At 70.7% G+C, this 23,381-nt stretch carries 22 protein-coding genes and 2 tRNA genes; 9 read left to right on the top strand and 15 right to left on the bottom strand.

Annotated features, from left to right (window positions below; genetic code table 11):
* Window positions 1–17: 17 nt before the first annotated feature.
* A complete protein-coding gene (gene rsgA / locus AB0I06_RS04195; protein ID WP_363117188.1) occupies window positions 18–1,028 on the top strand; it encodes a ribosome small subunit-dependent GTPase A in 1,011 nt (336 codons plus the stop codon).
* A gap of 146 nt (window positions 1,029–1,174) precedes the next feature.
* Window positions 1,175–1,498, top strand: coding sequence for a multidrug efflux SMR transporter (locus AB0I06_RS04190; protein WP_363117187.1), 324 nt, complete (start codon window positions 1,175–1,177; stop codon window positions 1,496–1,498).
* 7 nt (window positions 1,499–1,505) lie between these two features.
* Here AB0I06_RS04190 and AB0I06_RS04185 read toward each other — a convergent pair whose 3' ends face one another.
* On the bottom strand, window positions 1,506–2,114 hold the full coding sequence (locus tag AB0I06_RS04185; RefSeq protein ID WP_363117186.1) for a TetR/AcrR family transcriptional regulator: 609 nt from the start codon (window positions 2,112–2,114) through the stop codon (window positions 1,506–1,508).
* A 234-nt stretch (window positions 2,115–2,348) separates the two neighbouring features.
* Window positions 2,349–3,020: a DUF4097 family beta strand repeat-containing protein gene (locus tag AB0I06_RS04180; RefSeq protein ID WP_363117185.1), complete on the bottom strand. Its 672-nt coding sequence runs from the start codon at window positions 3,018–3,020 to the stop codon at window positions 2,349–2,351.
* A 228-nt stretch (window positions 3,021–3,248) separates the two neighbouring features.
* On the opposite strand from AB0I06_RS04180, the gene AB0I06_RS04175 reads away from it, so the two are divergent.
* The 3 genes from AB0I06_RS04175 to AB0I06_RS04165 all read left to right on the top strand — a co-directional run bounded on the left by AB0I06_RS04175 (window position 3,249) and on the right by AB0I06_RS04165 (window position 5,346).
* Entirely contained in the window at window positions 3,249–3,992 is a 744-nt protein-coding gene (locus AB0I06_RS04175; RefSeq protein ID WP_363117184.1) for a helix-turn-helix domain-containing protein, read from the top strand.
* A 33-nt stretch (window positions 3,993–4,025) separates the two neighbouring features.
* On the top strand, window positions 4,026–4,826 hold the full coding sequence (gene hisN, locus AB0I06_RS04170; RefSeq protein ID WP_363117183.1) for a histidinol-phosphatase: 801 nt from the start codon (window positions 4,026–4,028) through the stop codon (window positions 4,824–4,826).
* Between the two features lie 130 nt (window positions 4,827–4,956).
* Window positions 4,957–5,346 (top strand): CBS domain-containing protein, encoded by a 390-nt coding sequence (locus AB0I06_RS04165; protein ID WP_363117182.1) that lies wholly within the window; start codon window positions 4,957–4,959, stop codon window positions 5,344–5,346.
* Between the two features lie 69 nt (window positions 5,347–5,415).
* On the opposite strand, the gene AB0I06_RS04160 is transcribed toward AB0I06_RS04165, so the two are convergent.
* Window positions 5,416–6,867, bottom strand: a complete 1,452-nt coding sequence (locus tag AB0I06_RS04160; RefSeq protein ID WP_363117181.1) for a catalase — start codon at window positions 6,865–6,867, stop codon at window positions 5,416–5,418.
* Between the two features lie 145 nt (window positions 6,868–7,012).
* Between AB0I06_RS04160 and AB0I06_RS04155 the strand changes: the two genes are divergently transcribed.
* Window positions 7,013–7,429 carry a Fur family transcriptional regulator gene (locus AB0I06_RS04155; RefSeq protein WP_031110441.1) on the top strand — a complete coding sequence of 139 codons (417 nt, stop codon included), beginning with the start codon at window positions 7,013–7,015 and terminating at the stop codon, window positions 7,427–7,429.
* Window positions 7,430–7,564: 135 nt separating this feature from the next.
* Here AB0I06_RS04155 and AB0I06_RS04150 read toward each other — a convergent pair.
* From AB0I06_RS04150 to AB0I06_RS04135, 4 genes are all read right to left on the bottom strand, one after another.
* Window positions 7,565–7,638 (bottom strand) — tRNA-Met (locus AB0I06_RS04150).
* A gap of 245 nt (window positions 7,639–7,883) precedes the next feature.
* Window positions 7,884–9,707: a tetratricopeptide repeat protein gene (locus tag AB0I06_RS04145; protein WP_363117180.1), complete on the bottom strand. Its 1,824-nt coding sequence runs from the start codon at window positions 9,705–9,707 to the stop codon at window positions 7,884–7,886.
* A gap of 235 nt (window positions 9,708–9,942) precedes the next feature.
* Window positions 9,943–10,016 (bottom strand) — tRNA-Met (locus tag AB0I06_RS04140).
* 57 nt (window positions 10,017–10,073) lie between these two features.
* On the bottom strand, window positions 10,074–13,019 hold the full coding sequence (locus AB0I06_RS04135) for a UPF0182 family protein (protein ID WP_363117677.1): 2,946 nt from the start codon (window positions 13,017–13,019) through the stop codon (window positions 10,074–10,076).
* 163 nt (window positions 13,020–13,182) lie between these two features.
* Here AB0I06_RS04135 and AB0I06_RS04130 point away from each other — a divergent pair, with 163 nt between their 5' ends.
* Entirely contained in the window at window positions 13,183–13,725 is a 543-nt protein-coding gene (locus AB0I06_RS04130) for a PPA1309 family protein (protein ID WP_363117179.1), read from the top strand.
* Window positions 13,726–13,773: 48 nt separating this feature from the next.
* On the opposite strand, the gene AB0I06_RS04125 is transcribed toward AB0I06_RS04130, so the two are convergent.
* The 4 genes from AB0I06_RS04125 to AB0I06_RS04110 all read right to left on the bottom strand — a co-directional run bounded on the left by AB0I06_RS04125 (window position 13,774) and on the right by AB0I06_RS04110 (window position 17,004).
* On the bottom strand, window positions 13,774–14,865 hold the full coding sequence (locus AB0I06_RS04125; protein WP_363117178.1) for a PDZ domain-containing protein: 1,092 nt from the start codon (window positions 14,863–14,865) through the stop codon (window positions 13,774–13,776).
* Between the two features lie 100 nt (window positions 14,866–14,965).
* Window positions 14,966–15,130 carry a hypothetical protein gene (locus AB0I06_RS04120; protein WP_363117177.1) on the bottom strand — a complete coding sequence of 55 codons (165 nt, stop codon included), beginning with the start codon at window positions 15,128–15,130 and terminating at the stop codon, window positions 14,966–14,968.
* Between the two features lie 115 nt (window positions 15,131–15,245).
* Window positions 15,246–15,707 carry a molybdenum cofactor biosynthesis protein MoaE gene (locus AB0I06_RS04115; protein WP_363117176.1) on the bottom strand — a complete coding sequence of 154 codons (462 nt, stop codon included), beginning with the start codon at window positions 15,705–15,707 and terminating at the stop codon, window positions 15,246–15,248.
* A 172-nt stretch (window positions 15,708–15,879) separates the two neighbouring features.
* Entirely contained in the window at window positions 15,880–17,004 is a 1,125-nt protein-coding gene (locus AB0I06_RS04110; RefSeq protein ID WP_363117175.1) for an SDR family oxidoreductase, read from the bottom strand.
* 192 nt (window positions 17,005–17,196) lie between these two features.
* On the opposite strand from AB0I06_RS04110, the gene AB0I06_RS04105 reads away from it, so the two are divergent.
* Together AB0I06_RS04105 and AB0I06_RS04100 are read left to right on the top strand one after the other, a co-directional pair.
* On the top strand, window positions 17,197–18,657 hold the full coding sequence (locus AB0I06_RS04105) for a zinc-dependent metalloprotease (protein WP_363117174.1): 1,461 nt from the start codon (window positions 17,197–17,199) through the stop codon (window positions 18,655–18,657).
* Entirely contained in the window at window positions 18,654–19,181 is a 528-nt protein-coding gene (locus AB0I06_RS04100) for an NUDIX hydrolase (RefSeq protein WP_363117173.1), read from the top strand. Before AB0I06_RS04105 ends, AB0I06_RS04100 begins: the two co-directional genes overlap by 4 nt.
* 166 nt (window positions 19,182–19,347) lie before the next feature.
* Here AB0I06_RS04100 and AB0I06_RS04095 read toward each other — a convergent pair whose 3' ends face one another.
* The 4 genes from AB0I06_RS04095 to AB0I06_RS04080 form a co-directional block, all read right to left on the bottom strand.
* Window positions 19,348–20,103, bottom strand: coding sequence for an AIM24 family protein (locus AB0I06_RS04095; RefSeq protein WP_363117172.1), 756 nt, complete (start codon window positions 20,101–20,103; stop codon window positions 19,348–19,350).
* A 17-nt stretch (window positions 20,104–20,120) separates the two neighbouring features.
* Entirely contained in the window at window positions 20,121–20,801 is a 681-nt protein-coding gene (locus tag AB0I06_RS04090) for an AIM24 family protein (protein WP_363117171.1), read from the bottom strand.
* Between the two features lie 11 nt (window positions 20,802–20,812).
* Window positions 20,813–22,507: a TerD family protein gene (locus AB0I06_RS04085; RefSeq protein ID WP_363117170.1), complete on the bottom strand. Its 1,695-nt coding sequence runs from the start codon at window positions 22,505–22,507 to the stop codon at window positions 20,813–20,815.
* Window positions 22,508–22,649: 142 nt separating this feature from the next.
* The gene (locus AB0I06_RS04080; RefSeq protein WP_363117169.1) at window positions 22,650–23,258 is read right to left on the bottom strand and encodes a M48 family metallopeptidase; all 609 of its coding nucleotides are present in this window, start codon (window positions 23,256–23,258) and stop codon (window positions 22,650–22,652) included.
* Between the last annotated feature and the right edge of the window lie 123 nt (window positions 23,259–23,381).

The raw sequence follows: 23,381 nt of genomic DNA, 5'->3' as shown, positions 1-23,381 counted from the left end.
GACGCAGGGATCACGTCATGCGCCGCTACGGCAAGCACACCGACGAGGACGACATCCGCACCCGTCCCGGCCGCCGCAACACCCGGCCCCGGACGAACCTCCGCCCCAAACACGAGGACGCCGCCGAAGGTCTCGTCCTCACCGTCGACCGGGGCCGTCTGACCTGCCTCGTAGAGGACCGCGTGGTCATGGCGATGAAGGCCCGCGAGCTGGGCCGCAAGGCGGCCGTGGTCGGCGACCGGGTGGCCCTGGTGGGCGACATGTCGGGCAAGAAGGACACGCTCGCGAGGATCGTGCGCATCGAGAAGCGGACCTCGGTCCTACGCCGCACCGCGGACGACGACGACCCGTACGAGCGCGTGATCGTCGCCAACGCCGACCAGCTGGCGATCGTCACCGCCCTGGCCGACCCGGAGCCCCGCCCCCGGCTGATCGACCGCTGCCTGGTCGCTGCCTTCGCCGGCGGCCTGGAACCGCTGCTGGTCCTGACGAAGTCGGACCTCGCCCCGCCCGACAAAATCCTGGAGCTGTACGGTCACCTCGACCTCCCGCACGTCGTCACCAGCCGCGAGGAACTGCAGAACGGCAGCGCCGTGGCCCGTGTGCGCGAACAGCTCGACGGCAAGATCACGGCGTTCGTCGGTCACTCCGGTGTCGGCAAGACGACTCTGGTCAACGCACTCGTCCCGGAGGAGCGGCGCCGTACGACGGGACACGTGAACGCGGTGACGGGCCGGGGCCGGCACACCACCACCTCGGCACTGGCGCTGCCGCTGTCGGGCGGTGACGGCTGGGTGATCGACACCCCGGGCCTGCGGTCCTTCGGACTCCACCACGTGGATCCGTCCCAGGTGATTCACGCCTTCCCCGACCTGGAGCCGGGCACCGAGGGCTGCCCGCGCGCCTGCAGTCACGACGAGCAGGACTGCGCGCTGGACGCCTGGGTGGCCGAGGGACACGCGGATCCCGCGCGGCTGTACTCGCTGCGGCGGCTGCTGGCCACGCGGGAGCGGACGGAAGGCGACTGACCTCCGCGTTGTTTGTCCTGGGGCGCGGGCGGTAAGTGCATAATCGCACCCAAGCCGGATGCGGGTCAGGCCCGAGCCCGGCGGGCGCGATGGACGCGACGCGTCGACGAAGCGGTCACTGAACGTGGGATACGGGAGGACGACTCATGGCGTGGCTGCTGGTCATCGTGGCCGGGTTGCTCGAGACCGGCTTCGCGGTGTGTCTGAAGCTCTCGCACGGCTTCACCCGGCTCTGGCCGACGGTCGCCTTCTGCATCTTCGCGCTCGGCAGCTTCGGCCTGCTGACCCTCGCGCTGCGCAAACTCGACGTGGGTCCCGCGTACGCGGTGTGGACCGGCATCGGGGCGGCGGGGACGGCGATCTACGGCATGGTGTTCCTGGGTGACCTGGTGTCGACGCTGAAGCTCGTGTCGATCACCCTCGTCATCATCGGCGTGATCGGGCTTCAGTTGTCGGGGTCGGCGCACTGACGCCCTGTCAACCCACCTGCCGTTGCAGGGCGCTGCGGACCAGGTCGGCGACGCCGCCCTCGCCGGGTGGCGCGGCCACGCAGGACAGGGCCAGCCGGACGGCGAGTTCACAGGAGCGGGCCAGGTCGGCGGTGTCCGGCCTGGGCGCGCCCGCACCCGCCAGGACGGTGACGGCCCGGTCGCGCACGAGGGCGACGAAGTCGCCGGGTGAGGGCAGCGGCCCGTCGGCGCGACGCTGGGACGGTACGGCCGAGGTCGACGGCGCGGACGCCAGGGCCGGGGCGGGCAGCCGCTCGCTCCAGCAGCCGGTGAGCATGGCGCGCACGAGGATGTTCTCCCGGGCCGCGGAGGCGGTCCACTCGGCGGTGGCCGTGAGCCGGTCGCGGGGGTCGCTGTAGCCGGCGAGAGCGCGGTCCACCCCGGCGAGATATTCGTCGGCCTCGCGTCTGACGAGCGCCCGGGCGAGACCGTCCTTGCTGCCGAACTCGTTGTACAGCGTCTGCCGGGACACTCCGGCCGCCGCGGCCACGTCCACCATCCGTACGGCGGACCACGGCCGGCGCGCCAGCGCCGTGTAGGCGGCGTCCAGAAGAGATTCCCGCGCTGCAGGCATCATCGCCTCCCCTTGGGGCGAGCGGCTCTGGGCCCAGGTTTGACGCGCGTGGACCCACTGTCAAGGGTTCGCGAACGCGCGCGGGGGCGCGTTTCGGCCTTGTCGCGCGGGGTGTTGGCCCGCGCGACCCCTCACCTCGGGTCCTGGCCGAACGTCGAGACCGACCACAAGGAGCCGAGCGCCGCGAGCCCCGGGCACCGGGTGTTCGGGGTGCTCTTTCGGGATGGCCGCGCCCGTTCAGAGACTGCGGGCGGTGATGTCGCCGTAGGTGGTGGTGGCGTGGAGGGTGAGGGCGGCGGTGGCGCCGTCGGTGTTCTTGAGGGAGTTGTGGATGCGGCCGTGGCCGGTGCCGGCGTCCAGTGAGGCGGAGACGCCGTGGGCGGCACCGACTTCGATGTCGCCGTGCTCGGTGCGCAGTGTGACGGCTCCGCGGACGGCCTGGGCGATGCGGAGCTGGCCCTTCTGGGTGCTGACGCGGGCCGGTCCGCCCAGGCGGCCGACGGTGATGTCGCCGTCGAGCAGGCTCAGGTGGGCGCTGTCGGTCTCGTCGAGCTTGACCGTGCCCTGTGCGGCTTCGAAGGTGACGTCGCCGAGGCGTCCGACGCCGCGCAGTTCGGCGGTGGCCGCCTTGGCCTCGACGCGGGAGCCGGCCGGCAGCTGGACGGTGACCTCGACGGAGCCGGAGTGGCCGAGGAGGCGGTTCCCGGCCGCCGGGGCCTGGATGCGCAGGACGCCGTCGGTGCAGGTGACCTCGATCTGCTCGGCGGCCTTGGTGTCGCGGCCCTTGGCGGGGTCGGCGGGAAGGACCTCGACGGTGGTGTCGGTGCGGTCGGCGGCGATGAACCGCAGGTGCCCGGCGGGGATGTCGACGACGGCGGTGAGGGGGGCGGCGGTGTCGAAGGTCTGCATCGTGAGCTCCTCGTTCGCGGATTCTTTGTTTCCGACTCCTGAAAAGCTACGTTGCATTCACGATCTCAGCAACACATTCGTTGCGCACGACGGGCATCGTCGCTGGTAACAGCGGTGAAATCAGTGCAATGAGCCTGCCGAGTAATGCAACAGCCCCCCTCCCGCTCGTTGCAATGAATGTGCATGAACGCTATGGTGCGATCACCGCCGCACCCGAAGGAGACCGCGATGCCGGGAGGCAGACTCACCCAGCAGGAACGCCAGCAGATCGCACTGGGTCTGGCCGACGGCCTCGCCTACGCGGAGATCGCCCGGCGCCTCGACCGCCCCACCTCGACGGTCACCCGCGAGGTCATGCGCAACGGGGGCCCCACCTCCTACCGCGCCGACCTGGCCCACCGCGCCACCGAACGCCGCGCCCACCGCCGCAGGCAGGCCGCACCCCGGGACCCGAAGGCCCCCTCGTCGGCCGACGGGCGGGACGCCGAGGCCGTACGCGAGTTCGAGGAGACGTTCACCACCGTCCTCATGGGCTCGGGCATGCCCAAGATGATGTCCAGGGTGATGGCGTGTCTCTGCATGACCGACTCCGGCAGCCTCACCGCCTCCGAACTCGCCCAGCGCCTCCAGGTCAGCCCCGCCTCCGTCTCCAAGGCGATCGCGTTCCTCGACAGCCAGGGCTTCGTCCGCCGGGAGGCGGACGAAGGCCGCCGCGAGCGCTACGTGGTCGACGACGACGTCTGGTACCGGTCGATGATGGCCAGCGCCCGGTCCATCGCCCAGGTCGTCGACATCGCACGGCAGGGCGTGGGCGTCCTCGGCCCGGGCACGCTCGCGTCCGCCCGCATGGAGAACGTCGCCCGTTTCCTCGACTTCGTCTCCGAGAGCACCGCCCGCGCGGCGGAACAGGCACGCGCGATCCTCCACACGCGGCCCGAAACCACTTCCGACTCCCCCACAAACCCCGTGTAGCCCCACCCCCACCTCGGCAGATAGGTTCGTTGCATGCCCGACTACCTCGACGACCTGCGTCTCGCCCACGTCCTCGCCGACGCCGCCGACGCCGCGACGACGGACCGGTTCAAGGCCCTCGACCTCAAGGTCGAGACCAAACCGGACATGACCCCGGTGAGCGAGGCGGACAAGGCCGCGGAGGAGCTCATCCGCGGCCAGCTCCAGCGCGCCCGCCCCCGGGACGCGATCCTCGGCGAGGAGTACGGGGTGGAGGGCACCGGCCCCCGGCGCTGGGTGATCGACCCGATCGACGGCACCAAGAACTACGTCCGGGGCGTTCCCGTCTGGGCCACGCTCATCTCGCTCATGGAGGCCGGCGAGGGTGGCTTCCAGCCCGTCGTCGGCGTCGTCTCCGCCCCCGCCCTCGGCCGCCGCTGGTGGGCCGCGAAGGGCCACGGCGCGTTCTCCGGCCGCAGCCTCAGCAAGGCCTCGCGGCTCCAGGTCTCCCGCGTCTCCAAGCTCTCCGACGCCTCCTTCGCGTACTCCTCGCTCAGCGGCTGGGAGGAGCAGGGCCGGCTGGACGGCTTCCTCGACCTGACCCGCGAGGTGTGGCGCACGCGCGCGTACGGCGACTTCTGGCCCTACATGATGGTCGCGGAAGGCGCCGTCGACATGTGCGCCGAGCCGGAGCTGTCCCTGTGGGACATGGCCGCCACGGCCATCGTCGTCACCGAGGCCGGCGGCACCTTCACCGGCCTCGACGCCCGCCCGGGCCCCCACAGCGGCAACGCGGCCGCGTCGAACGGGCTGTTGCACGACGAGTTGCTCGGGTATCTCAACCAGCGCTACTGAGCCCCCCGTTGTTACCGAGCGCCCCCTTGTTGACCCTCCCTTTGCCTGCCACTCTGAGAGTCCCCCCACTTGTGAATTTGTGAAATTCCGAACGAACGGCGGGGGAGACTCCCAGGAGGTGGCTCCATCCATGCTCGTCCGTGACGCCATGAGCACTGTCGTCCTCACCATCGGCCCGACCCACACCCTGCGCCAGGCCGCCGCGTTGATGTCCGCGCGCAAGGTCGGGGCGGCCGTGGTCCACGACCCCGACGCCGGCATCGGCATTCTCACCGAACGCGACATCCTCAACTCCGTGGGCCTCGGCCAGGACCCGGACACCGAACGCGCCCACGCCCACACCACCAACAACGTCGTGTTCGCCGCTCCCGCCTGGACGCTGGAGGAGGCGGCGGCCGCCATGGCGCACGGAGGCTTCCGGCACCTCATCGTGCTGGAGGACGGCGAGCCCACCGGCATCGTCTCGGTCCGCGACATCATCCGCTGCTGGGCACCGGCCCGTCAGCGCGTTCCGGCGTGACACACGGACGGGCCGGGCCCCCGAGGGGACCCGGCCCGTCCGCTACCGCAAGCGGTCCAGCGCTGGAGTTCAGCCGCGCAGGGCCTGGACCGCGACCTCCAGCCGCTTGCCGTAGTCTCCGTCGGCCCGACGGAAGTTGTCGATCGCCCGCTCGACGATGTCGTCGCGCGAGACCTTGGCGATGAAGCCCGCCAGGTTGGCGATCAGGCGCTCCTTCTCCTCCTCGCTCATCAGCCGGTAGAGATTGCCCGCCTGCACGAAGTCGTCGTCCTCGGCGTGCACGGGCGCCTCGTGGTTGCCGGTGGTGCCGCCCACGGCGACGGCCGACCACAGCGGGCGGTCCGTCTGGAACGGCCCACCGAAGCTGTTCGGCTCGTAGTTCTTCGCGCCCCCGTGGCGGCCGTCGTAGAGGTGGCCGTCCCGGGAGTGGGTGCGCGCCACGGTGGCGTGCGGGCGGTTCACCGGCAGGTGGTCGGCGTTGATGCCGACGCGGTAGCGGTGCGCGTCGCCGTAGGCGAAGAGGCGGCCCTGGAGCATCTTGTCCGGGGAGGGGCCGATGCCCGGCACGAAGTGGGCGGGGCTGAAGACCGACTGCTCGACCTCGGCGAAGATGTTCTCCGGGTTCCGGTTGAGCTCCAGCTTGCCGATCTCGACGACCGGGTAGTCCGCGTGCGGCCAGACCTTGGTCAGGTCGAACGGGTTGAAGCGGTACGTCGCCGCCTCGGCCACCGGCATGATCTGCACGCCGACCGTCCAGGTCGGGTACTCGCCCCGCTCGATGGCCCGGCGCAGGTCACGCTGGTGGGAGTCGGGGTCCTCACCGGCGAGCCGGGCGGCCGCCTCGGTGGTCAGGTTCTTGATGCCCTGGTCCGTCTTGAAGTGGTACTTCACCCAGAACGCCTCACCGGCCGCGTTGCTCCACTGGAAGGTGTGCGAGCCGAAGCCGTCCATGTGGCGGTACGAGGCGGGGATGCCCCGGTCGCCGAACAGCCAGGTCACCTGGTGCGTGGACTCCGGTGACAGGCTCCAGAAGTCCCAGACGTTGTCCGCCTCGGTCGAGCCGGTGTACGGGTCGCGCTTCTGGGTGTGGATGAAGTCCGGGAACTTGATGGCGTCCTTGATGAAGAACACCGGGGTGTTGTTGCCGACGAGGTCGTAGTTGCCCTCCTCGGTGTAGAACTTCAGCGCGAAGCCGCGCGGGTCGCGCACCGCGTCCGCCGCGCCCAGGTTGCCGGCCACGGTCGAGAAACGCAGGAAGACCTCGGTCCGCTTGCCGACCTCGGAGAGGAAGGCCGCGCGGGTGTACGGCGTGACATCCGCGGTCACCGTGAAGGTGCCGTAGGCGCCCGCACCCCGGGCGTGCACGACCCGCTCCGGGATGCGCTCCCGGTTGAAGTGGGCCAGCTTCTCCAGCAGGAGCTGGTCCTGGACGAGCACGGGGCCGCCGACGCCCGCGGTCTCGCTGTTCTGGTTGTCGGCGACCGGAGCTCCGGCCTCCGTCGTAAGCGGTCCCTGCGTCACGCGCGCCTCCTGCACCGTTCCTGACCAAACCTGTCCCTTGGTCAAAGTCATTCCTGATCCTACAATAGACATTGTCTAAAGCAAGCAGGACTCTAATCTCACACCTGTTCGTGACCTGGTCCCCTTAGCTGTTAGGCTGGTAGCCATGAGTGACCTTCTGGAACGCCTGCGCGGACGCGGATGGCGGATGACCGCGCAGCGGCGCGTCGTGGCCGAGGTCCTCGACGGCGAACACGTCCATCTGACGGCCGACGAGGTCCATGCCCGGGCCGTCGCCAAGCTCCCCGAGATCTCCCGGGCGACCGTCTACAACACGCTGGGTGAGCTCGTGACCCTCGGCGAGGTGCTGGAGGTCTCCACAGATCAGCGCGCCAAGCGGTACGACCCGAACGCCCACCAGCCGCACCACCACCTGGTCTGCGCCCAGTGCGGTGCGATCCGGGACGTCCACCCGGTCGGCAACCCGCTGGCGGACCTCCCCGACACCGAGCGCTTCGGGTTCACGGTCTCGGACGTCGAGGTGACGTACCGCGGCGTCTGCCCGAACTGCGCGGCCGCCTAGCCCTTTCCGCGCGAGCCCCGGCACCGATGAGTGCCGGGGTTTTGTGCTGCCTGTGCGCATGAGCGGGCGCCGAGCCGCCCGGCCGAAAAACACCTAGGGCCGGAACCCTTTCGGATTCCGGCCCTAGGCCTTCAGTAGCGGGGACAGGATTTGAACCTGCGACCTCTGGGTTATGAGCCCAGCGAGCTACCGAGCTGCTCCACCCCGCGTCGTTGAATGCAACGTTACGTCAATGACGAGGGCAGATGCAAATCGCTTAACGGGGAGCGGTTCACCGAGCGACTCGCAACGGCTGCCCCAGCGGCTACGCCCACCGCGGACGGCATGAGCGAGGCGGCGCCGCCCGGACCGGACTCAGGCCGCCGAGCCGCACATCCACACGGCCCAGTCACCACGCCGACCACCCGACGGCCCCACCCGGCCCGGGGCACCGAACCGCGCCCCCGGGCCGGCCTCACGCAGACAGCTCCTGCCGCAGCGCGTCCCGCAGCCGCTCCGCCCGCTCGGTGACCGACGCCGGGCCCAGGGACACGGCCCGGTCGGCCCACCGCTGCCCCTCGGCCAGCTCACCCCGACGCGCGTAGACCAGGGCGAGCCGCAGCGCCGCCCGCCCGTGCCCGGCGTCAGCGGCCCGGGTCCACCAGACCGCCGCCTCGGGCTCGCTCCCCTCCCGGGCCAGCAACAGCCCGAGGTTGAACGCCCCGTTGCGGGATCCGGCCTCGGCCGCCTCGCGGTACCAGCGAGCCGCCTCGACGACATCGCCCCGGGCCGCCGCCAGCATGCCGACCCGCACCTGCGCCCGCCGGTGCCCCTGGGACGCCGCCCGCTCGTACCACTCCTCGCACTCGCTGCGCCGGTGCACGGGCTCCCCGAGCTCGTGCGCGGGCTCGGGCGGCCGGCGCGCGTCGAGCACCGTCGCCAGCCGGTACGCCGCCTCGGCGCTACCGCCCCCGGCCGCGCACCGCAGGTGCCGCTCGGCCTCCTGCTCGTCGCCCTCGCGCAGCCTCGCCATGCCGACCTGGAGCGCCGCCTCCGTGTGCCCGGCCGCGGCCGCCCGCTCGTACCACCCCAGAGCGGCCTGCTCCTCACCCCGCCCGGCATGCAGGATGCCGAGGTTGAAGGCCGCGTCCACACTCCCGGCCTCCGCGGCCTTGGAGAACCACGGCTCCGCACCCGTCTCGTCGCCGGCCCGCAGCAGCAGGATCGCCAACGCGTTCGCGGCCTCCCGGTGCCCCGCGTAGGCCGCGCGCCGGTACCACTGCTCGGCCTGCGGGGTCCGCCCCTGCTCGGCGCAGAGCAGGCCGAGGTTGTACGCGCCGTTGACGTCACCGGCGTCCATCGCGGCCCGGTACCACCGCTCGGCGGTCTGGGTCTCGCCCCGCTCGGCGTGCAGCGCGCCCAGCGCGTTCGCCGCGTTGCCGTCGCCGTCCTGCGCGGCCCGCAGCCACCACACGGCGGCGTTCTCGGTGTCGCCGGCGTCGCGCAGCAGGAAACCGAGGGCACATGCGGCCCGCGCCTCGCCGTCCTTGGCGGAGGTCAGGTACCAGCGCCCGGCCTCCTTGAGCTCGCCGCGCCGCTCCAGGATCGTCCCGAGGTGCAGCGCGGCCCGCCGATGGCCGCGCGCGGCAGCCTGGCGGTACCACTGCTCGGCCTCCTCGGCGCCCTGGACACCGTTGTCACCGTCGGCCTCCCGTGCGGCCCTCCGGTCCAGCGCCCGGGCCAGCCGGTACGCGGCCTCCCGGTGCCCGCGTTCGGCCGCGACCCGCATCCACTGCTCGGCCCCGGCGTCCCCGCGGTGCTCCAGCAGATCGGCGAGCGCGTACGCGGCCAGGGTGTGGCCCTGTTCGGCGGACTGGCGCAGCCAGTACTCGGCGGCGGGTTCGTCACCCCGCTCGCGGTGGTGCCGGCCGAGGGCGTGCGCGGCGGCCGTGGATCCGGCGACCGCGGCGATCCGCCACCACCCGGCGGCCTCGTCGGCGTACCCCCGCTGGTGCAGGAGGACTCCCAGATTGTTCGCGGCCGCCCGGTCGCCCGCGGCTGTGGCGGCACGCAGATGAGGCTCGGCACCGTCGAGATCACCACGGCGCAGCAGCATGGCCCCGAGGACACTCATCGCCTCGACGTCGCCGGCCTCCGCGGCGAGTCTCTGCCGCAGCTCCTCGGCCGCCTCGTCGGCGATCTCCCCGGTCTCGTCCGGGGTCTCGGTGTCCTCCCGGCTGGAAGGCTGCACAAAACGCCCTGTCTCGAACAGAGTTGCCTTGTCCCCCATAACGTCCATCGTCGCACCACCTGCAACCTGGGTACACCTCGTATACCGCAGCCAGTGAGGTCACTTCAGCGTTTTGTCGACATGCCCACAGAGAGACAAGTCAAACACACATGGACCAACTCGCCCCGGCGGCGCGACCAAACCCACGTCAGCACATGCGTTCACGCACATCACGAAGGCCCGGATTCCTGTGTGGAATCCGGGCCTTCGGTGTCACGCTGCCGCTCGGACATCGCGACTTCAGTAGCGGGGACAGGATTTGAACCTGCGACCTCTGGGTTATGAGCCCAGCGAGCTACCGAGCTGCTCCACCCCGCGCCGTTGTGTTCACAACCGTACCACGGCGCGGGATGGGCATTTCACCAGGCCAGGGCCCTAGCTGCTCGGCTTCGGGCTCGGGCTGCCGCTCGGCTTGCCGCTGGGCTTGCTCTCGCCGCCCCCGGCGCCGCCCTTCCGGCTCGCCTCGTCCTGCGCGTCCTCGGCCCGCCGCAGGGCGTCCTCGAGGTCCTTCTGCGCCTTGCCGTACGCCTCCCAGTCGTTCTTCTTCAGGGCCTCCTGGCCCGCGTCGAACGCCTTCTGGGCGTCCTCCAGGGCCTGTTGGACCGTCGGGTTGTCGGACGTCGGCGGTGGCTTGGTCGTGTCGCCCTCGCCCTCGTCCGGTGGCTCGGTGGACGGACCGTCCGCACCGAAGACCTTGTTGAGGGCCTCGTCGAGAGTGTTCTCGAAGGCGGTCTGGCCTCCGTAGGTGACCAGCACCTTGCGCAGCAGCGGATACTTCAGTCCGCCACCGCGTACGTAGACCGGCTCCACGTACAGCAGTCCGCCGTCGAGCGGGACCGTCAGCAGGTTGCCGTACTCGACCTCGGAGTCGCCGCCTCTCAGGAGCCTGATGGACTCGGCGATGTCCTCTTGCGAGTTGAACTGGCTCTGGACCTGCTTGGGTCCGTTGACCGTGGTGTTGGTCGGCAGCTTCAGAATTCTGATCTTGCCGTAGTCGGACGTGCCCGCCTCGGCGTCGACCGCCATGAACGCGCTGAGGTTGTCCCGGCCGTTGGGCGTGAAGGTCGTCGTCAGCGAGAACGCCTGCGCCTTCTGGTCGGGCATCTTCATGCTCAGGTAGTACGGCGGCACCGCGCTGCCCGACCGGTTCGTCGGGTCGTCCGGCACCTGCCACACCTCGCTGCCGCTGAGGAACGTCGTGGCGTCCTTCACGTGGTAGCGCGTGAGCAGCTCCCGCTGGACCTTGAACAGGTCCTGGGGGTAGCGCAGATGGTCCATCAGCGACTTGGAGATGTCGCTCTTGGGCTCCACCGTGCCCGGGAAGGCCTTCATCCAGGTCTTCAGGACGGGGTCCTTGGTGTCCCACTGGAAGAGCTTGACCTCGCCGGTGTACGCGTCGACGGTCGCCTTCACCGAGTTGCGGATGTAGTTGACCTGGTTCTGCTGGGCCACCACCGCGCGGTTGTCGTTGGTGGCGGTCAGCGAGTCGGCCGTGGTGTCACCGAGGGTCGTCCGCGAGGAGTACGGGTAGCCGTTCGTCGTCGTGTAGGCGTCGACGATCCACTGGATCCGGCCGTCCACGACCGCCGGGTAGGCGTCTCCGTCGATGGTCAGCCAGGGGGCTACCGCCTCGACGCGCTCCTTGGGCGTGCGGTTGTACAGGATCCGCGAGCCCTCGCCGATGGCGCCGGAGTAGAGGATCTGCGGCTCGCCGAACGCCACCGCGTACGCGGCCCGGTTGACCGGGTTGGAGAGGTTGACCCCGCTGTCGCCCTTGTAGCTGGTGGTCTTCTCGCCGTTGTCGTCGGAGTAGTCGATCTCCTTCTGGGGGCCGCCGACGATCGAGTACGTGGTGGTCTTCTCGCCGTAGTAGACCCGCTGCTCGTACGTGCCGAGGTCGCCCTCGGAGGGCAGGTCGGACTCCGTGAAGTTCGGCCGGCCCTGGGCGTCGGCGCTGGTGCCCTCGGCGGCGACCACTCCGTACCCGTGGGTGTAACGGAAGTGGTTGTTGATCCAGTTCTTCTTCGGGATGCCCGCGAGGTTCAGCTCACGCAGGCCGATCACCGTGTCCTGATCCTTGCCGTCCTTGGCGTAGCGGTCGACGTCCAGGTTGTTCGGGAACGCGTAGTAGTTCCTGATCTGCTGGAGCTGCTGGAACGTCGGCGAGACGATGTTCGGGTCCATGATCCGGATGCTCGCCGTGGAGGGGACGTCGTCCCGCAGCGTGGTCTTGTCCTCGGTCTTGCTCGACCCCGAGTAGTCCGTGACCTTGGTGCCGTCGATGCCGTACGCCTGGCGCGTGGCCTCGAGGTTCTTCTCGACGTACGGCGCTTCCTTGGCCTGCTCGTTCGGCTGGACCTGGAACTTCTGCACGATCGCCGGGTACAGGCCGCCGATGAGGATCGCGGAGAGCACCATCAGGCCGAAGCCGATGACGGGCAGCTGCCAGGTGCGCCGCCAGATGGTGGCGAAGAACAGCAGCGCGCAGATGACGGCGATGCAGAACAGGATCGTCTTGGCCGGCAGGTAGGCGTTGGCGTCGACGTACCGCAGGCCCGTCCAGTTGTCGGTCGCCCTGAAGTCGCTGGACTTCACCGCGAGTCCGTACCGGTCGAGCCAGTACGCGACGGCCTTCAGGGCCACGAAGACACCGATGAGCACCGACAGGTGCCCGGTGGCCGCGGCCGTGGCGCGGGCGCCGGGGCTGGTGACGCGCAGACCGCCGTACAGGTAGTGGGTGAGCGCGGCGGCGATCACGGACAGGATCGCGGCGGCGAAGCCGAAGCCGAGCAGGAACCGGTACCAGGGCAGGTCGAAGGCGTAGAAGGAGACGTCCAGCTTGAACTGCGGGTCCTTCTGGCCGAAGGGCACGCCGTTGACCCACATGAGCCAGGTGCGCCACTGGCCGGAGGCGGAGGCTCCGGCGATCAGGCCCACCAGGGCGGTGATCCCGGCCAGCAGCCACTTCTTGTAGGGCGCGATGCCCATCCGGTACCGGTCGAGGTTCTGCTGCTCCATCGACATGGCGCTCAGCGGCGGCCGCAGCCGGTGCGCCAGCCAGATGTTGAAGCCGACGGCGAGGGCCATGAGCAGGCCGAAGACGAAGAAGAGCCCGATCTTGGTCCACAGGGTGGTGGTGAAGACCGAGGAGTAGTTCACCGACCGGTACCAGAGCCAGTCCGTCCAAAAGCCCGCGAACATGGTGAACGCCATGCCGAGAACGGCCAGGACGCCCAGTGTCATGAGCAGGGTCCGGACACGCCGGGACGGGCGGCCCACTCTCATCCGCGGCCCTGTCGGGCCTCCGCCGCGGTCCGGCATCTGGAAAGCCAAGGTGCGCACCTCGAAGTTCGCTGTTGATTCGTCACGCCCGCGTCTTCACGGACCGTGCGTGGCCCCCGTGATCGTGGGCCCCCACCTATGCAACTTACTCACCGTTTACTCGGTTCCCGATTCCGGCCGGGAACGAGGCAGGATTGTGACCATGTCCAACACTCCCATGGCTGCGAACCCGCTCACCCGGGCCGTTCTCGAGATCGACGAGTACGTCTCCGGCCTCGGCTGGGACCAGCCGGCCCGCCTTTTCGCCCTTGTCGACACCGCCCGGCTACGGGCCGAACAGCCCTCGCTCGCGGACCGGCTCGGTCTGGGGGAAGAGGCGGAGAACTCCGGCCTCACCCCGATCGAGCAGGACGAGGTCCCCACGGGCAAGCCGCTCGACGAGTTCCTCGCCACCATCGCCTGGCCCGACGCGGTGGTCGGCTGCGCCCTCGCCGTGGAGCGCCTGATGCTGCCGCCGTCGGCGGAGGCGCAGGTGCCGAGCGGACTGAGCGAGGCCGCGCTCACGAAGTGGGTGGCGGACCACCCGGACCGCCAGGAGGTCCGTATGACGGTCGCGGTGCTGCGCGACGGCAGCCGCGAGTCGGCCCTGCGCCTGCGCGAGAAGGACTCCCCCACCGAGGTCCTGACCGGCTCGGACCTGGTCCCGGGGCTGGCGGAGGCACTGGCGGCGACGTTCGAGGAGTAACCCTCGCGAGCCCGTGGGGTCCGGCTCGCCGGGCCCCACCGCCCCGGGCTACCTACCGCATTTCGGCAGGTCCGCGGTGTCGCCGCTGCGGATGTCCTTGAGCGCCCCGAGGGCGTCCCGGATGGTGCCCACCTTGACGAGGGTGAGGCCGTCGGGGGTGTCCTTGGCGGCGGCCGCGCAGTTGTCGGCGGGGGTCAGGAAGTACTGCGCTCCCTTGGCCCGCGCGCCGACGGTCTTCATCTCGATGCCGCCGATCGGGCCGACCTTGCCCGCGTCGTCGATCGTGCCGGTGCCGGCCACGAACTTTCCGCCGGTCAGGCTGCCCGGGGTGAGTTTGTCGTAGATGCCGAGCGCGAACATCAGACCGGCGCTCGGCCCGCCGACGTCGGCCAGCTTGATATCGATGGTGAACGGGAACGTGTGGTCGGTCCCCGCCTGGATCCCCACGATGGCGCGTTTCTCGCCGTCGTCGGCGGACGCCGTCGTGGTCATGGTGATGTCCTGCGTCTTCGTCGGCGTCCGCTTCTCCTTCTCCGCGGCGGCCTGCTCCTTGGCCGGCACGATCGTGAAGCGGACCTCCTGGCCCGGCTTGTGCCGGGTGACGAGCTTGGCGACGTCGGCCGGTTCCTTCACCGTCGTGCCGTCGACGGCCTTGATCACGTCCCCCGCATGGAGTTTGCCCTCGGCCGGGGAGCCCTTGACGACCGTGGAGACGATCACCCAGGACTTCACCGGGACGTCCAGCTCCTTCAGGGCGGCGACCTTGGCGCTCTCCTGGGACTGGCTGAACTCCTCGGCGTTCTCCTGGGTGGACTGCTCCTCGGTCTTGCCGTCCGGGTAGAGCGTCTCGTGCGGCACGACCTTGTTGTCGTGCGCGAGCCAGCCGTAGACGGCCTCCACCAGGTTCATCCGGTAGTCGGCGCTCGTGACCCGGACCGTGGTCATGTTCAGATGGCCACTGGTGGCGTAGGTCTTCTTCCCCGCGATCTGCAGCACCGGCTCACCGTCGTGATCGCCCAGCGTGTTCACCGTCGGCCCCGGGGACATCTCCGCGTAGGGCACGGGGATGAACACTCCCGCGCACAGGAGCGCGATCAGCATCAGGGTGGAGGCGAGCATCGTCGCGGTGCGGCGTGGCATGACTCGACATTACGGGACGGTCCTGTCAGCGCACCGTCAGGGCCGCCCGTCCGGGGCGGCCCTGCGCTTCCAGCCACTGTGACCTGCTGTTCTTCGGTCGTCAGCCACCCGTGCGGGGCTTCTCCATGGCCTCTCGGAAGCGGGCGTAGCCGATGAGCTCCGGCCCGTCGTTACGGGCCTTGCGGGTCCGGTTCGCCCAACTCCCCCAGAGCCCCGCGCCGATGGCAGCCACAAGCGGAATCAGCAACCAGGCGAGCGCCGCCATGCCGACCTCCAACCCCTTTGAGCGTCCGCAACTGACTGATCAGCAGATTAACCATCCGCAGTGACAACGCTCACGCCAGGGGTGCGGTTACGCAACCGGAAGACGGCTTACGGGATCAGCAGGCGCCGACCCACTCCTCGGTGCCGTCGGAGAATTTCTGGTGCTTCCAGATGGGCACTTCGTGCTTGAGGTCGTCGATCAGCTTCCGGCAGGCTTCGAAGGCCTCTCCGCGATGCGGGCAGGAGACGGCGACGACCACGGCGAGATCCCCGATGCCCAGGTCCCCCACGCGGTGCACGGCCGCCAGGGCCCGCACCGGGAACTCGGCGGTCACCTTCTCGGCGATCCGCCGCATCTCCGCCTCGGCACTGGGGTGGCAGGAGTACCCCAGCTCGTCGACATCGGCGCCCCCGTCGTGGTTGCGCACGGTTCCCACGAAGAGCGCGGTGCCCCCCGCCGAGTCGTCCCCGACCGCCCGGAACACCTCGTCCAGCGAGAGGGCCGTGTCCCGGATCGCGATCAGCTTGATCGGGTCCTGCGCCGCCTGCTCACCGGGATGATCGCTCGTGGTTGCCATGCCTCCATCGTGCCGCACACGGCCGACAGCGCGGAATAGAGCTATCGCCCGGCACGCGCGCGTGCGCGTTTGGAGCCTCCTACAGGGGCGCCCTGTCCGGTGTTCCACAAGGGTGCCCCTGTTCGGGTTCCCGCAAGGGTGCCCCGGTCCGGTGTTCCCGCAGGGACGACCCTCAGATGCGCCGCCGGGCCTTGCGCGCCCGTCGTACGACCGCCGCCGCGCCCAGCAGCGCCACCGTCGCACCCGCGGCGCCCGCGGCCGTGGCGTCCTTGCGGCCCAACCGCCGCCCGGCGACCGTGTGCCGGCCGGAGACCTCCTCCAGGAGTTCCGCCAGCACCTCCTCATTGGTGTACCGCGGCCGCCACCCGGCGTCGTGCAACCGGCTGCCGCTCACCACCCAGGGGTACATCGTGTACGCCAGGTCCCCGGCCGGGGAGGGCGTGAGCCCGATCCGGTGCAGTCGCGCCGCCGCACCGAGCGCGACCGCCGACGGCAGCTCCATCCGGCGGATGCCGCTGAGCTCCTCGACCTCTTCCTGCTCCAGCCAGCCGTCACACCCGACGGTCAGCTCCCCGTCGACCTTCTCCAGGACGGCGTACTCCAGCGCGCTGCACAGGTCCTCGACGTGGCAGAACTGCCACGCGGGCCGCGACCCGGCGACGACGAGGAGCCGCGGAGACTCGAAGTACCTGGTCAGCGCGGTGTCCGTGCCACCGCCCACCAGGACGGCCGGCCGGACCACGGTGACGTTCAGTCCCGGGTGCGCCCGGGGTGCGCGCCGTGCCAGCCGTTCGATCTCCAGCAGGTCGCCGACACCCGTCGCCTCGGCCGTGGCCCGCAGCTCGGCGTCCTCGGACAGCGGCAGCTCGTTGTCGGGCAGCGCCCCGTAGACCATCGCCGAGGTGCACAGCACGACCCGGTGCACTCCGGCGGCCGCGGCCGCCGTCAGGACGGTCTGCGTCCCCCGTACGTTGTAGGCCGTTCGGGCGGCGGCGTCGGTCTCCAGATCGAGATCCAGCGCCAGGTGCACCACGACGTCGGCCCCGCGCAGCTTGTCGGCGATGGCCGGGTCCCGGACGTCCAGGATGTGCCACTGCGCCGCCGCGCACTCGCCGCGCCGCTCGTCGATGGCCACGACCTGCTTGATCTCGTCGGATGCGGCAAGCTGCTCCGTGAGCAGCGCGCCGACGCCGTACGCGGCGCCGGTGACCGCGACGACGGGTCCGCGCGCCGACGGGCTCGCGGAACTGGTTGACTGGTTTCGCGCTGCGCGAACCTGCGGATCTGGGGAACTCACCGGGCGTCTCCAGCGGTTGTCTTCAGTACGAGCGCGTCCGACGCGTGCGTACCAGGTGGCATCCATCCTGCCGCAGGCCGTCAGTCGGCGAAGCACCGAGGCCCGATCCGCCCCAGGTGTCTACGCTGGGTGGTGTTGTCGGGCAGCCGTGCCGCCGGAAAGAACCGGCGGCCCTACCAGCCGAGGAATCCCGTGAGTGACACCCCATTCGGATTCGGCCTTCCGCCGGAGGAGCCGGACGACGGCGACGAGGGCAAGAAGAAGGACCAGCAGAGCGGTGGTGGTCAGGGACCGGCCAACCCGTTCGGTTTCGGCGGCCTGCCCGGAGCCGGAGGCTTCGGCGGAGGCCCTGGCGGCCCCGGCGGCCCCGGTGCGGACAATCCGTTCGCAGCCATGTTCGGGTCGCTGAACCCCACCGACCTGGGCGCCGCGTTCCAGCAGCTGGGCCAGATGCTCTCCTACGAGGGCGGCCCGGTGAACTGGGACATGGCCAAGCAGATCGCCCGCCAGACGGTCTCCCAGGGCAGCCCTGACGGCACCAAGGACGCCAGCGTCGGGCCCGCCGACCGCAGGGCCGTCGAGGAAGCCGTCCGCCTGGCCGACCTGTGGCTCGACGACGCCACCTCGCTGCCGTCGGGCGCCGCCTCGGCGGTGGCCTGGAGCCGCGCGGAGTGGGTCGAGGCCACACTGCCCGCCTGGAAGGAGCTCGTCGACCCGGTCGCCGAGCGCGTCGGCACCGCCATGGGCGACGTCCTGCCGGAGGAGATGCAGGCCATGGCCGGCCCGCTGATCGGCATGATGCGCTCGATGGGCGGCGCCATGTTCGGCACCCAGATCGGCCAGGCCGTCGGCGTGCTCGCCGGTGAGGTCGTCGGCTCGTCCGACATCGGCCTTCCGCTGGGCCCGGCCGGCAAGGCCGCCCTGCTGCCGGTGAACATCGAGACGTTCGGCAAGGACCTCAGCGTCCCCCAGGAGGAGGTGCGGCTGTACCTCGCCCTGCGCGAGGCCGCCCACCAGCGCCTCTTCACACACGTGCCGTGGCTGCGATCGCACCTGTTCGGCGCGGTCGACGGCTACGCCCGCGGGATCAAGGTCGACACGGCCAAGCTCGAGGACGTGGTCGGCCAGTTCGACCCGCAGAACCCGGAGCAGCTGCAGGAAGCCCTCCAGCAGGGCATGTTCCAGCCGGAGGACACGCCCGAGCAGAAGGCGGCCCTGGCCCGTCTGGAGACGGCTCTGGCGCTTGTCGAGGGCTGGGTGGACGCGGTGGTCCACGCCGCCGCCAAGCCCCGTCTCGGGGCCGCCGACGCCCTGCGTGAGACGCTGCGCCGCCGCCGCGCCTCGGGTGGCCCGGCCGAGCAGACGTTCGCCACGCTGATCGGTCTGGAGCTGCGTCCGCGCCGGCTGCGGGATGCCTCCCGTCTGTGGGCCTCGCTCACGGACGCGCGTGGGGTCGACGGCCGGGACGCCCTGTGGCACCACCCGGACATGCTGCCGACGGCGACCGATTTGGACGACCCGGACGGCTTCGTGCACCGCGAGCAGATCGACTTCTCCGAGCTGGACAAGATGCTCGGCGAGGCGGCGGACAAGCCCGACCTCAAGAAGAAGGACGAGGGCGGGGACGACGGCAAGGACGACGACGCCGGGTGAGCCTCTACGACGACACGGTCCTCGTGCTGAAGGGGTACGAGGACCAGGCAGAGCTGCGCCAGGCCTACCTGGACCACCTGGACGAGCACCCGGACGGCCTGTGGAAGTCCTGCCACGCGGGGCACATCACGGCGAGCGCCCTGGTGATCGACCCCGAGGGCGGCCGGGTGCTGCTCACCCTGCACAAGAAGCTCCGCATGTGGCTCCAGATGGGCGGCCACTGCGAGCCCGGCGACGTGTCCCTGGCGGACGCGGCCCTGCGTGAGGCGACGGAGGAGTCCGGCGTCTCGGGGCTCTCCTTGCTGCCCGGCGGCCCGGTGCGCCTGGACCGGCACCCGATCCCCGCGCCGTGCCACTGGCACTTCGACGTCCAGTACGCGGTCGTGGCACCGCCGGACGCCGCGCACGCGATCAGCGACGAGTCGCTCGACGTGCGCTGGTTCGGCTACGACGAGGTGCCGAAGGTGGCGGACACCTCGGTCGTCCGCCTGCTGGAGGCGACGCGGGCGAGGCTCGCGGCCTGAGGTACGAGTAAGGGGCGCCCGCTCCAGCGGCCGCCCCTTACTGCTGGGGACCTGACGGCGGGCGCCCCTCCAGGGGCGCGGGGAACTGCGCGACCGGCCGCGCACGGCGCGCGGCCCGGATGAGACCGCACACCCCCCGCACCTCACAGCCGAACCCGCGGAGCGCTCAGCTCCAGACGTTGCCCTGGTTCTGCCCCCGCGCTCCCTGCTGGCCCATGCCGTACTGCGCGGCGAGGCCCGAGCCGATCTGGGCGTTCTGCGGCGGCAGCAGTTCACTCGGCTGGACGAGCGCGAACCCGGTGCCCATGAAGCTCAGCTCCCAGCCCTCACCGGTGCTGCCGCGCCGCCGCCACACCCCGGAGGAGTGCGTCTGCGCCTGCATCTGCACCCGCAGGCCGGTCGACCAGGCCACGATCGCGTCCGCGTCGCAGTTGACGTACTTGTCGGGGGTCACCTGCATCAGCAGCGGCATGCCGGAGGTCATCAGGGCGACCTTGCCCCGGCCGGAGATGTTGAGCTGGTACTTCCCGGAGCCGGAGATGCCGTAGAGGCTGTCCACGGCGATGCCCTCGTGGTGCAGGGAGGAGTCCATCGCCAGCACATAGCTGCTGTCGACGGTGAGGCCGTCCTGGTCCACCTCCAGGACGTGGACGTGCTGCTTGAGGTTGGCCAGGTAGACCGTGCCCTGCCCGTGGCAGCGCATCAGGTCGAGGCCCTCGCCGGTCTGCGCACGCGCGCGTGACTGCTGGTTGCTCTGGAACTCGGCGTCGAACTCGACGAGGCCCTGGTAGGCGACCATGGTGCCCTTGCGGGCCAGGATGTCGTCGTGGCCGTCCAGGGCGACGCGCAGCATCTGCTTGTTCTGCAGGCTCCAGCGTTCCTGGGTCTGCTGCTCGTTGTAGCCGAAAATCGGGCTCTGCATGACGTTCTGGCTCCCCCTCAGCCCCGGAATCGGAGGCGGTCGGTGTTGTCCTCGCTGGGCTGGACGACGACGATGCCCTGACCGGAGAAGGCCATCTGGTAGGCCTCACCGCTGCCGCGGCCGATCAGCGACTGCGCCCGGAAGCTGCGCTTGCCCTTCACCTTGAGGTTCGGGGACCAGGCGACGAGCGCGTCGGGGTCGACGTAGGTCTCGTCCTCGCCGCCCCCGCAGTCCACGACGATGGGCTTGCCCCGGGACGTCAGCGCGACCCAGCCCTGGCCGGAGATCTTGGTGTTCCACAGGCCCTGCCCGGCGAACTTCGCCAGGCCCTTGACCCGTTCCACGCCCCACGTCAGGTGGGCGTCGAAGGCCAGCAGGTTGGTGGCGTTGACGGAGATGCCGTCGCCGTTGAGGTTGATGACGACGACGTTCGCCCCGTAGTCGGCCAGGTAGAGCAGACCGTCGCCGGAGCACTTCATCAGGGGCGCGCCCTCGCCGGTGAGCCAGTCCTTGGCGATCTGGCGCACGGCCGGCGGGTTGGGCTCGTACTGCACGAACCCTTCGTAGGCGACCATCGATCCCACGCGCGCGAGGAGGTCGTTGCCGGTCTGCATGGCGACCTTCAGCATGTGGTTGCCGTGGTTCTCCATGCGGGCGGTGACGGGTGCGGGGGCGTGGCCCGCGAGTTGCTGTGTCATGACGGGCTCCCTCAGACCTCGTACGGCTGGACGACGATGAAGTTCCCGGGCGCTCCCCGGAACTGGAGGTTGACGCTCTCCCCCGTGTCGCCGGGGTAGGAGTTACGGCGCATGCGCACCTGGCTGGAGACGACGACCTGGGCGGCGGCCGACCAGGCGACGACGGCGTTGCAGTCGGCGAACGTGGTCGGCGTGACGGGCAGCACCACGGGGGTGCCGTGCGTCTTCACGACGATGGTGCCGGTGCCCTGGAACTGCATGGTGAACAGCGCGCCGCCGGGGATGCCGTGGCCCTCGATGCGGCGGACCTCGTAGGTGAGGCTCTCGTCGAAGGCGAGGACGTTCTCGGCGGAGACGCAGACGGCGTCGCCCTGGAGCTCCAGCGGGTGCAGCATGGTCGAGTTCTCGGCGAGGAACACCTGTCCCTGGCCCGTGCACCGCATCAGCTGCATCTCCTGGCCGGTCGCGTTGCCCACGATCCGGCCGGCGAACCCGGCGCCCTTGTAGCTGAAGTCGACCTTGCCCTGGTAGAGCACCATGCTGCCCTGCCGGGCCAGCACGGGCTGCCCGCCGACGCCGAGGTCGACGCGGACGAGCTTCTTGTTCTGCTGTGTCCAGCGCTGCCCGGTGGGCGTCTCCTTGAACTGCTGGAGCGCGGCGGACACACCGGGGCCCTGGGCGGCGCCGCCCTGGGGAGCGCCCTGCGGAGCGCCGTAGGGGGCCTGGCCGTAGGGCGGCTGCTGGCCGTAGCCCGGGGGCGGGGTGTGCTGGCCGTAACCGGGCGGCGGGGCGGGGGCCTGGGGTGCCTGCGGCGCATGGGGCTGGCCGTAGCCGGGGGGCGGCGGGGCCGTCTGCCCGGGGACCTGGCCGTAAGGCGGCGGCTGCTGGCCCGGCTGGCCGTACGGCGCAGGCGCCGGGACCGGGGGCGGCACCGGGGAGCCGCCGGGCGGGGTGTGCAACGGCGCGACGATGGTCGGGGCGGCGTGCACCGGGGGCGCGGGAGGCGGGGTGGAGCCGGGCGAGGGCGCGAAGCCCTGCGCGGGCTGCGGGACGGGGGCCGGAGGAGCTGCCGGCGCGGGGGCCGGTTCCGGGGTGGCGGGGGCGCCGAACGCGGGCGGCGCGAACCCCGGAGCGGCGCCGGCCTGCGGCTGCTGCGGGGCGGGCGCGGGAGTCTCCTCCTCGGCCACCTCGCCGCCGAAGTTCTTCAGCAGCGCGTCCAGGCCTCCGTCGAAGCCCTGTCCCACGGCGGCGAACCGCCAGACGTCCTTGAGGTAGAAGTCGCCCAGCATCACGGCCCGCTCGGTGGAGAACTCCGAGCCGTTGAAGGAGTAGCGCGCCACTTCCTCGCCGCCCGCGACGATGCGGATGTAGCCGGAGGCGATCTGCGACATCTGTCCGGCGCCGTCGATCGTCGCCGTGAAGGAGAGCTTCTGGATCTGCGGCGGGATCCGGTCGAGCGTCACCCGGAAGGACTCCGTGTCGCCCGCCTGGGCGCCCAGGAGCTGGATGGACTCCTCGGGGGACTTCGGCTGGTTGAAGAAGATGAAGTACCGGTCGTCGGAGAGCCGTTCGTCGGCGTCGAGGCCGAAGCAGCTGATGTCGAAGCTCAGCCCGGGGCCGGTGATCTGTACACCTACGTACAGATCCGTGCCCGCTGTGAGGTCACTGATCCTGGCCTTGTGGCCGCGTTGGAATTCCCTGGCCATGCGTAACGACCGTCCCCCATCCAGAACGTGAGTGCGTCGCGCCAGGCTAACGGCAAACTCGGACACCGGACGAGGTCGGTACAGAGCCGGTACAGAACGCTCGCTCAGCCGTATCGGCTGTTCGCTCGCGGAAAGCGGTCGGTCACCCGGTGGGACTGTCTCCCCGCGCGCCGGGCACATGGGGCAACCTCTCGGCGGCGACGACCCCTTCGAGGTAACCGCGGGCCCGTTCCGTGCGCGGATAGGCCTCCAGGAGTTCCCAGAAGCGTGGTCCGTGACCGGGTACGAGCAGATGGGCGAGTTCGTGGACGAGGACGTAGTCGACGACGTACTCCGGCATGCCCTGGAGCCGGTGCGACAGGCGGATGCTGCCTTCGGCGGGAGTGCAGGAGCCCCAGCGGGTGTTCTGGTTGGTCACCCAGCGCACCGACACGGGCCGGGCCCGTCCACCGAAGTACTGCTCCGACAGGCGCCGGGCCCGCTCGGCCAGCTCGGCGTCGCCGAGGGCCCGCTTGCTCTCCTGGGCGGCCAGCTTGTCGAGCATGACAGTCACCCAGCGCTGCTCCTCCGCCTCGGACATCCGGGCGGGGATGAGCACCACGGTGCGATCGCCTTCGCGGTACGCGGAGACCGTCCGGCGTCGGCGGGTACTCCTGCGGACCTCGATCGCGCTCGCCCCCGAGCCGCTCGGCGGCTGGCTCGTCGTGCTGCGCGGTGGCTTTCCGGCGCGGTGCAGTGGGTCGGCGGGCACGCCCCGACGTTACCCGCTGCACCCGGGGAAGTCCCGGCTCCGGGACGGTTGGGTCCCGCCGCTCCCACCGGCCGCCGGATTTGTACGACGAATCCCCGCGCCTGTGGACAACTTTCGGCAGCC

Origin of the sequence: Streptomyces sp. NPDC050674, assembly GCF_040654575.1 — a bacterium.
GTDB lineage: Bacteria > Actinomycetota > Actinomycetes > Streptomycetales > Streptomycetaceae > Streptomyces.
The sequence above is the reverse complement of the archived record's forward strand: the minus strand, read 5'-3'. Positions and strand labels throughout refer to the sequence as shown.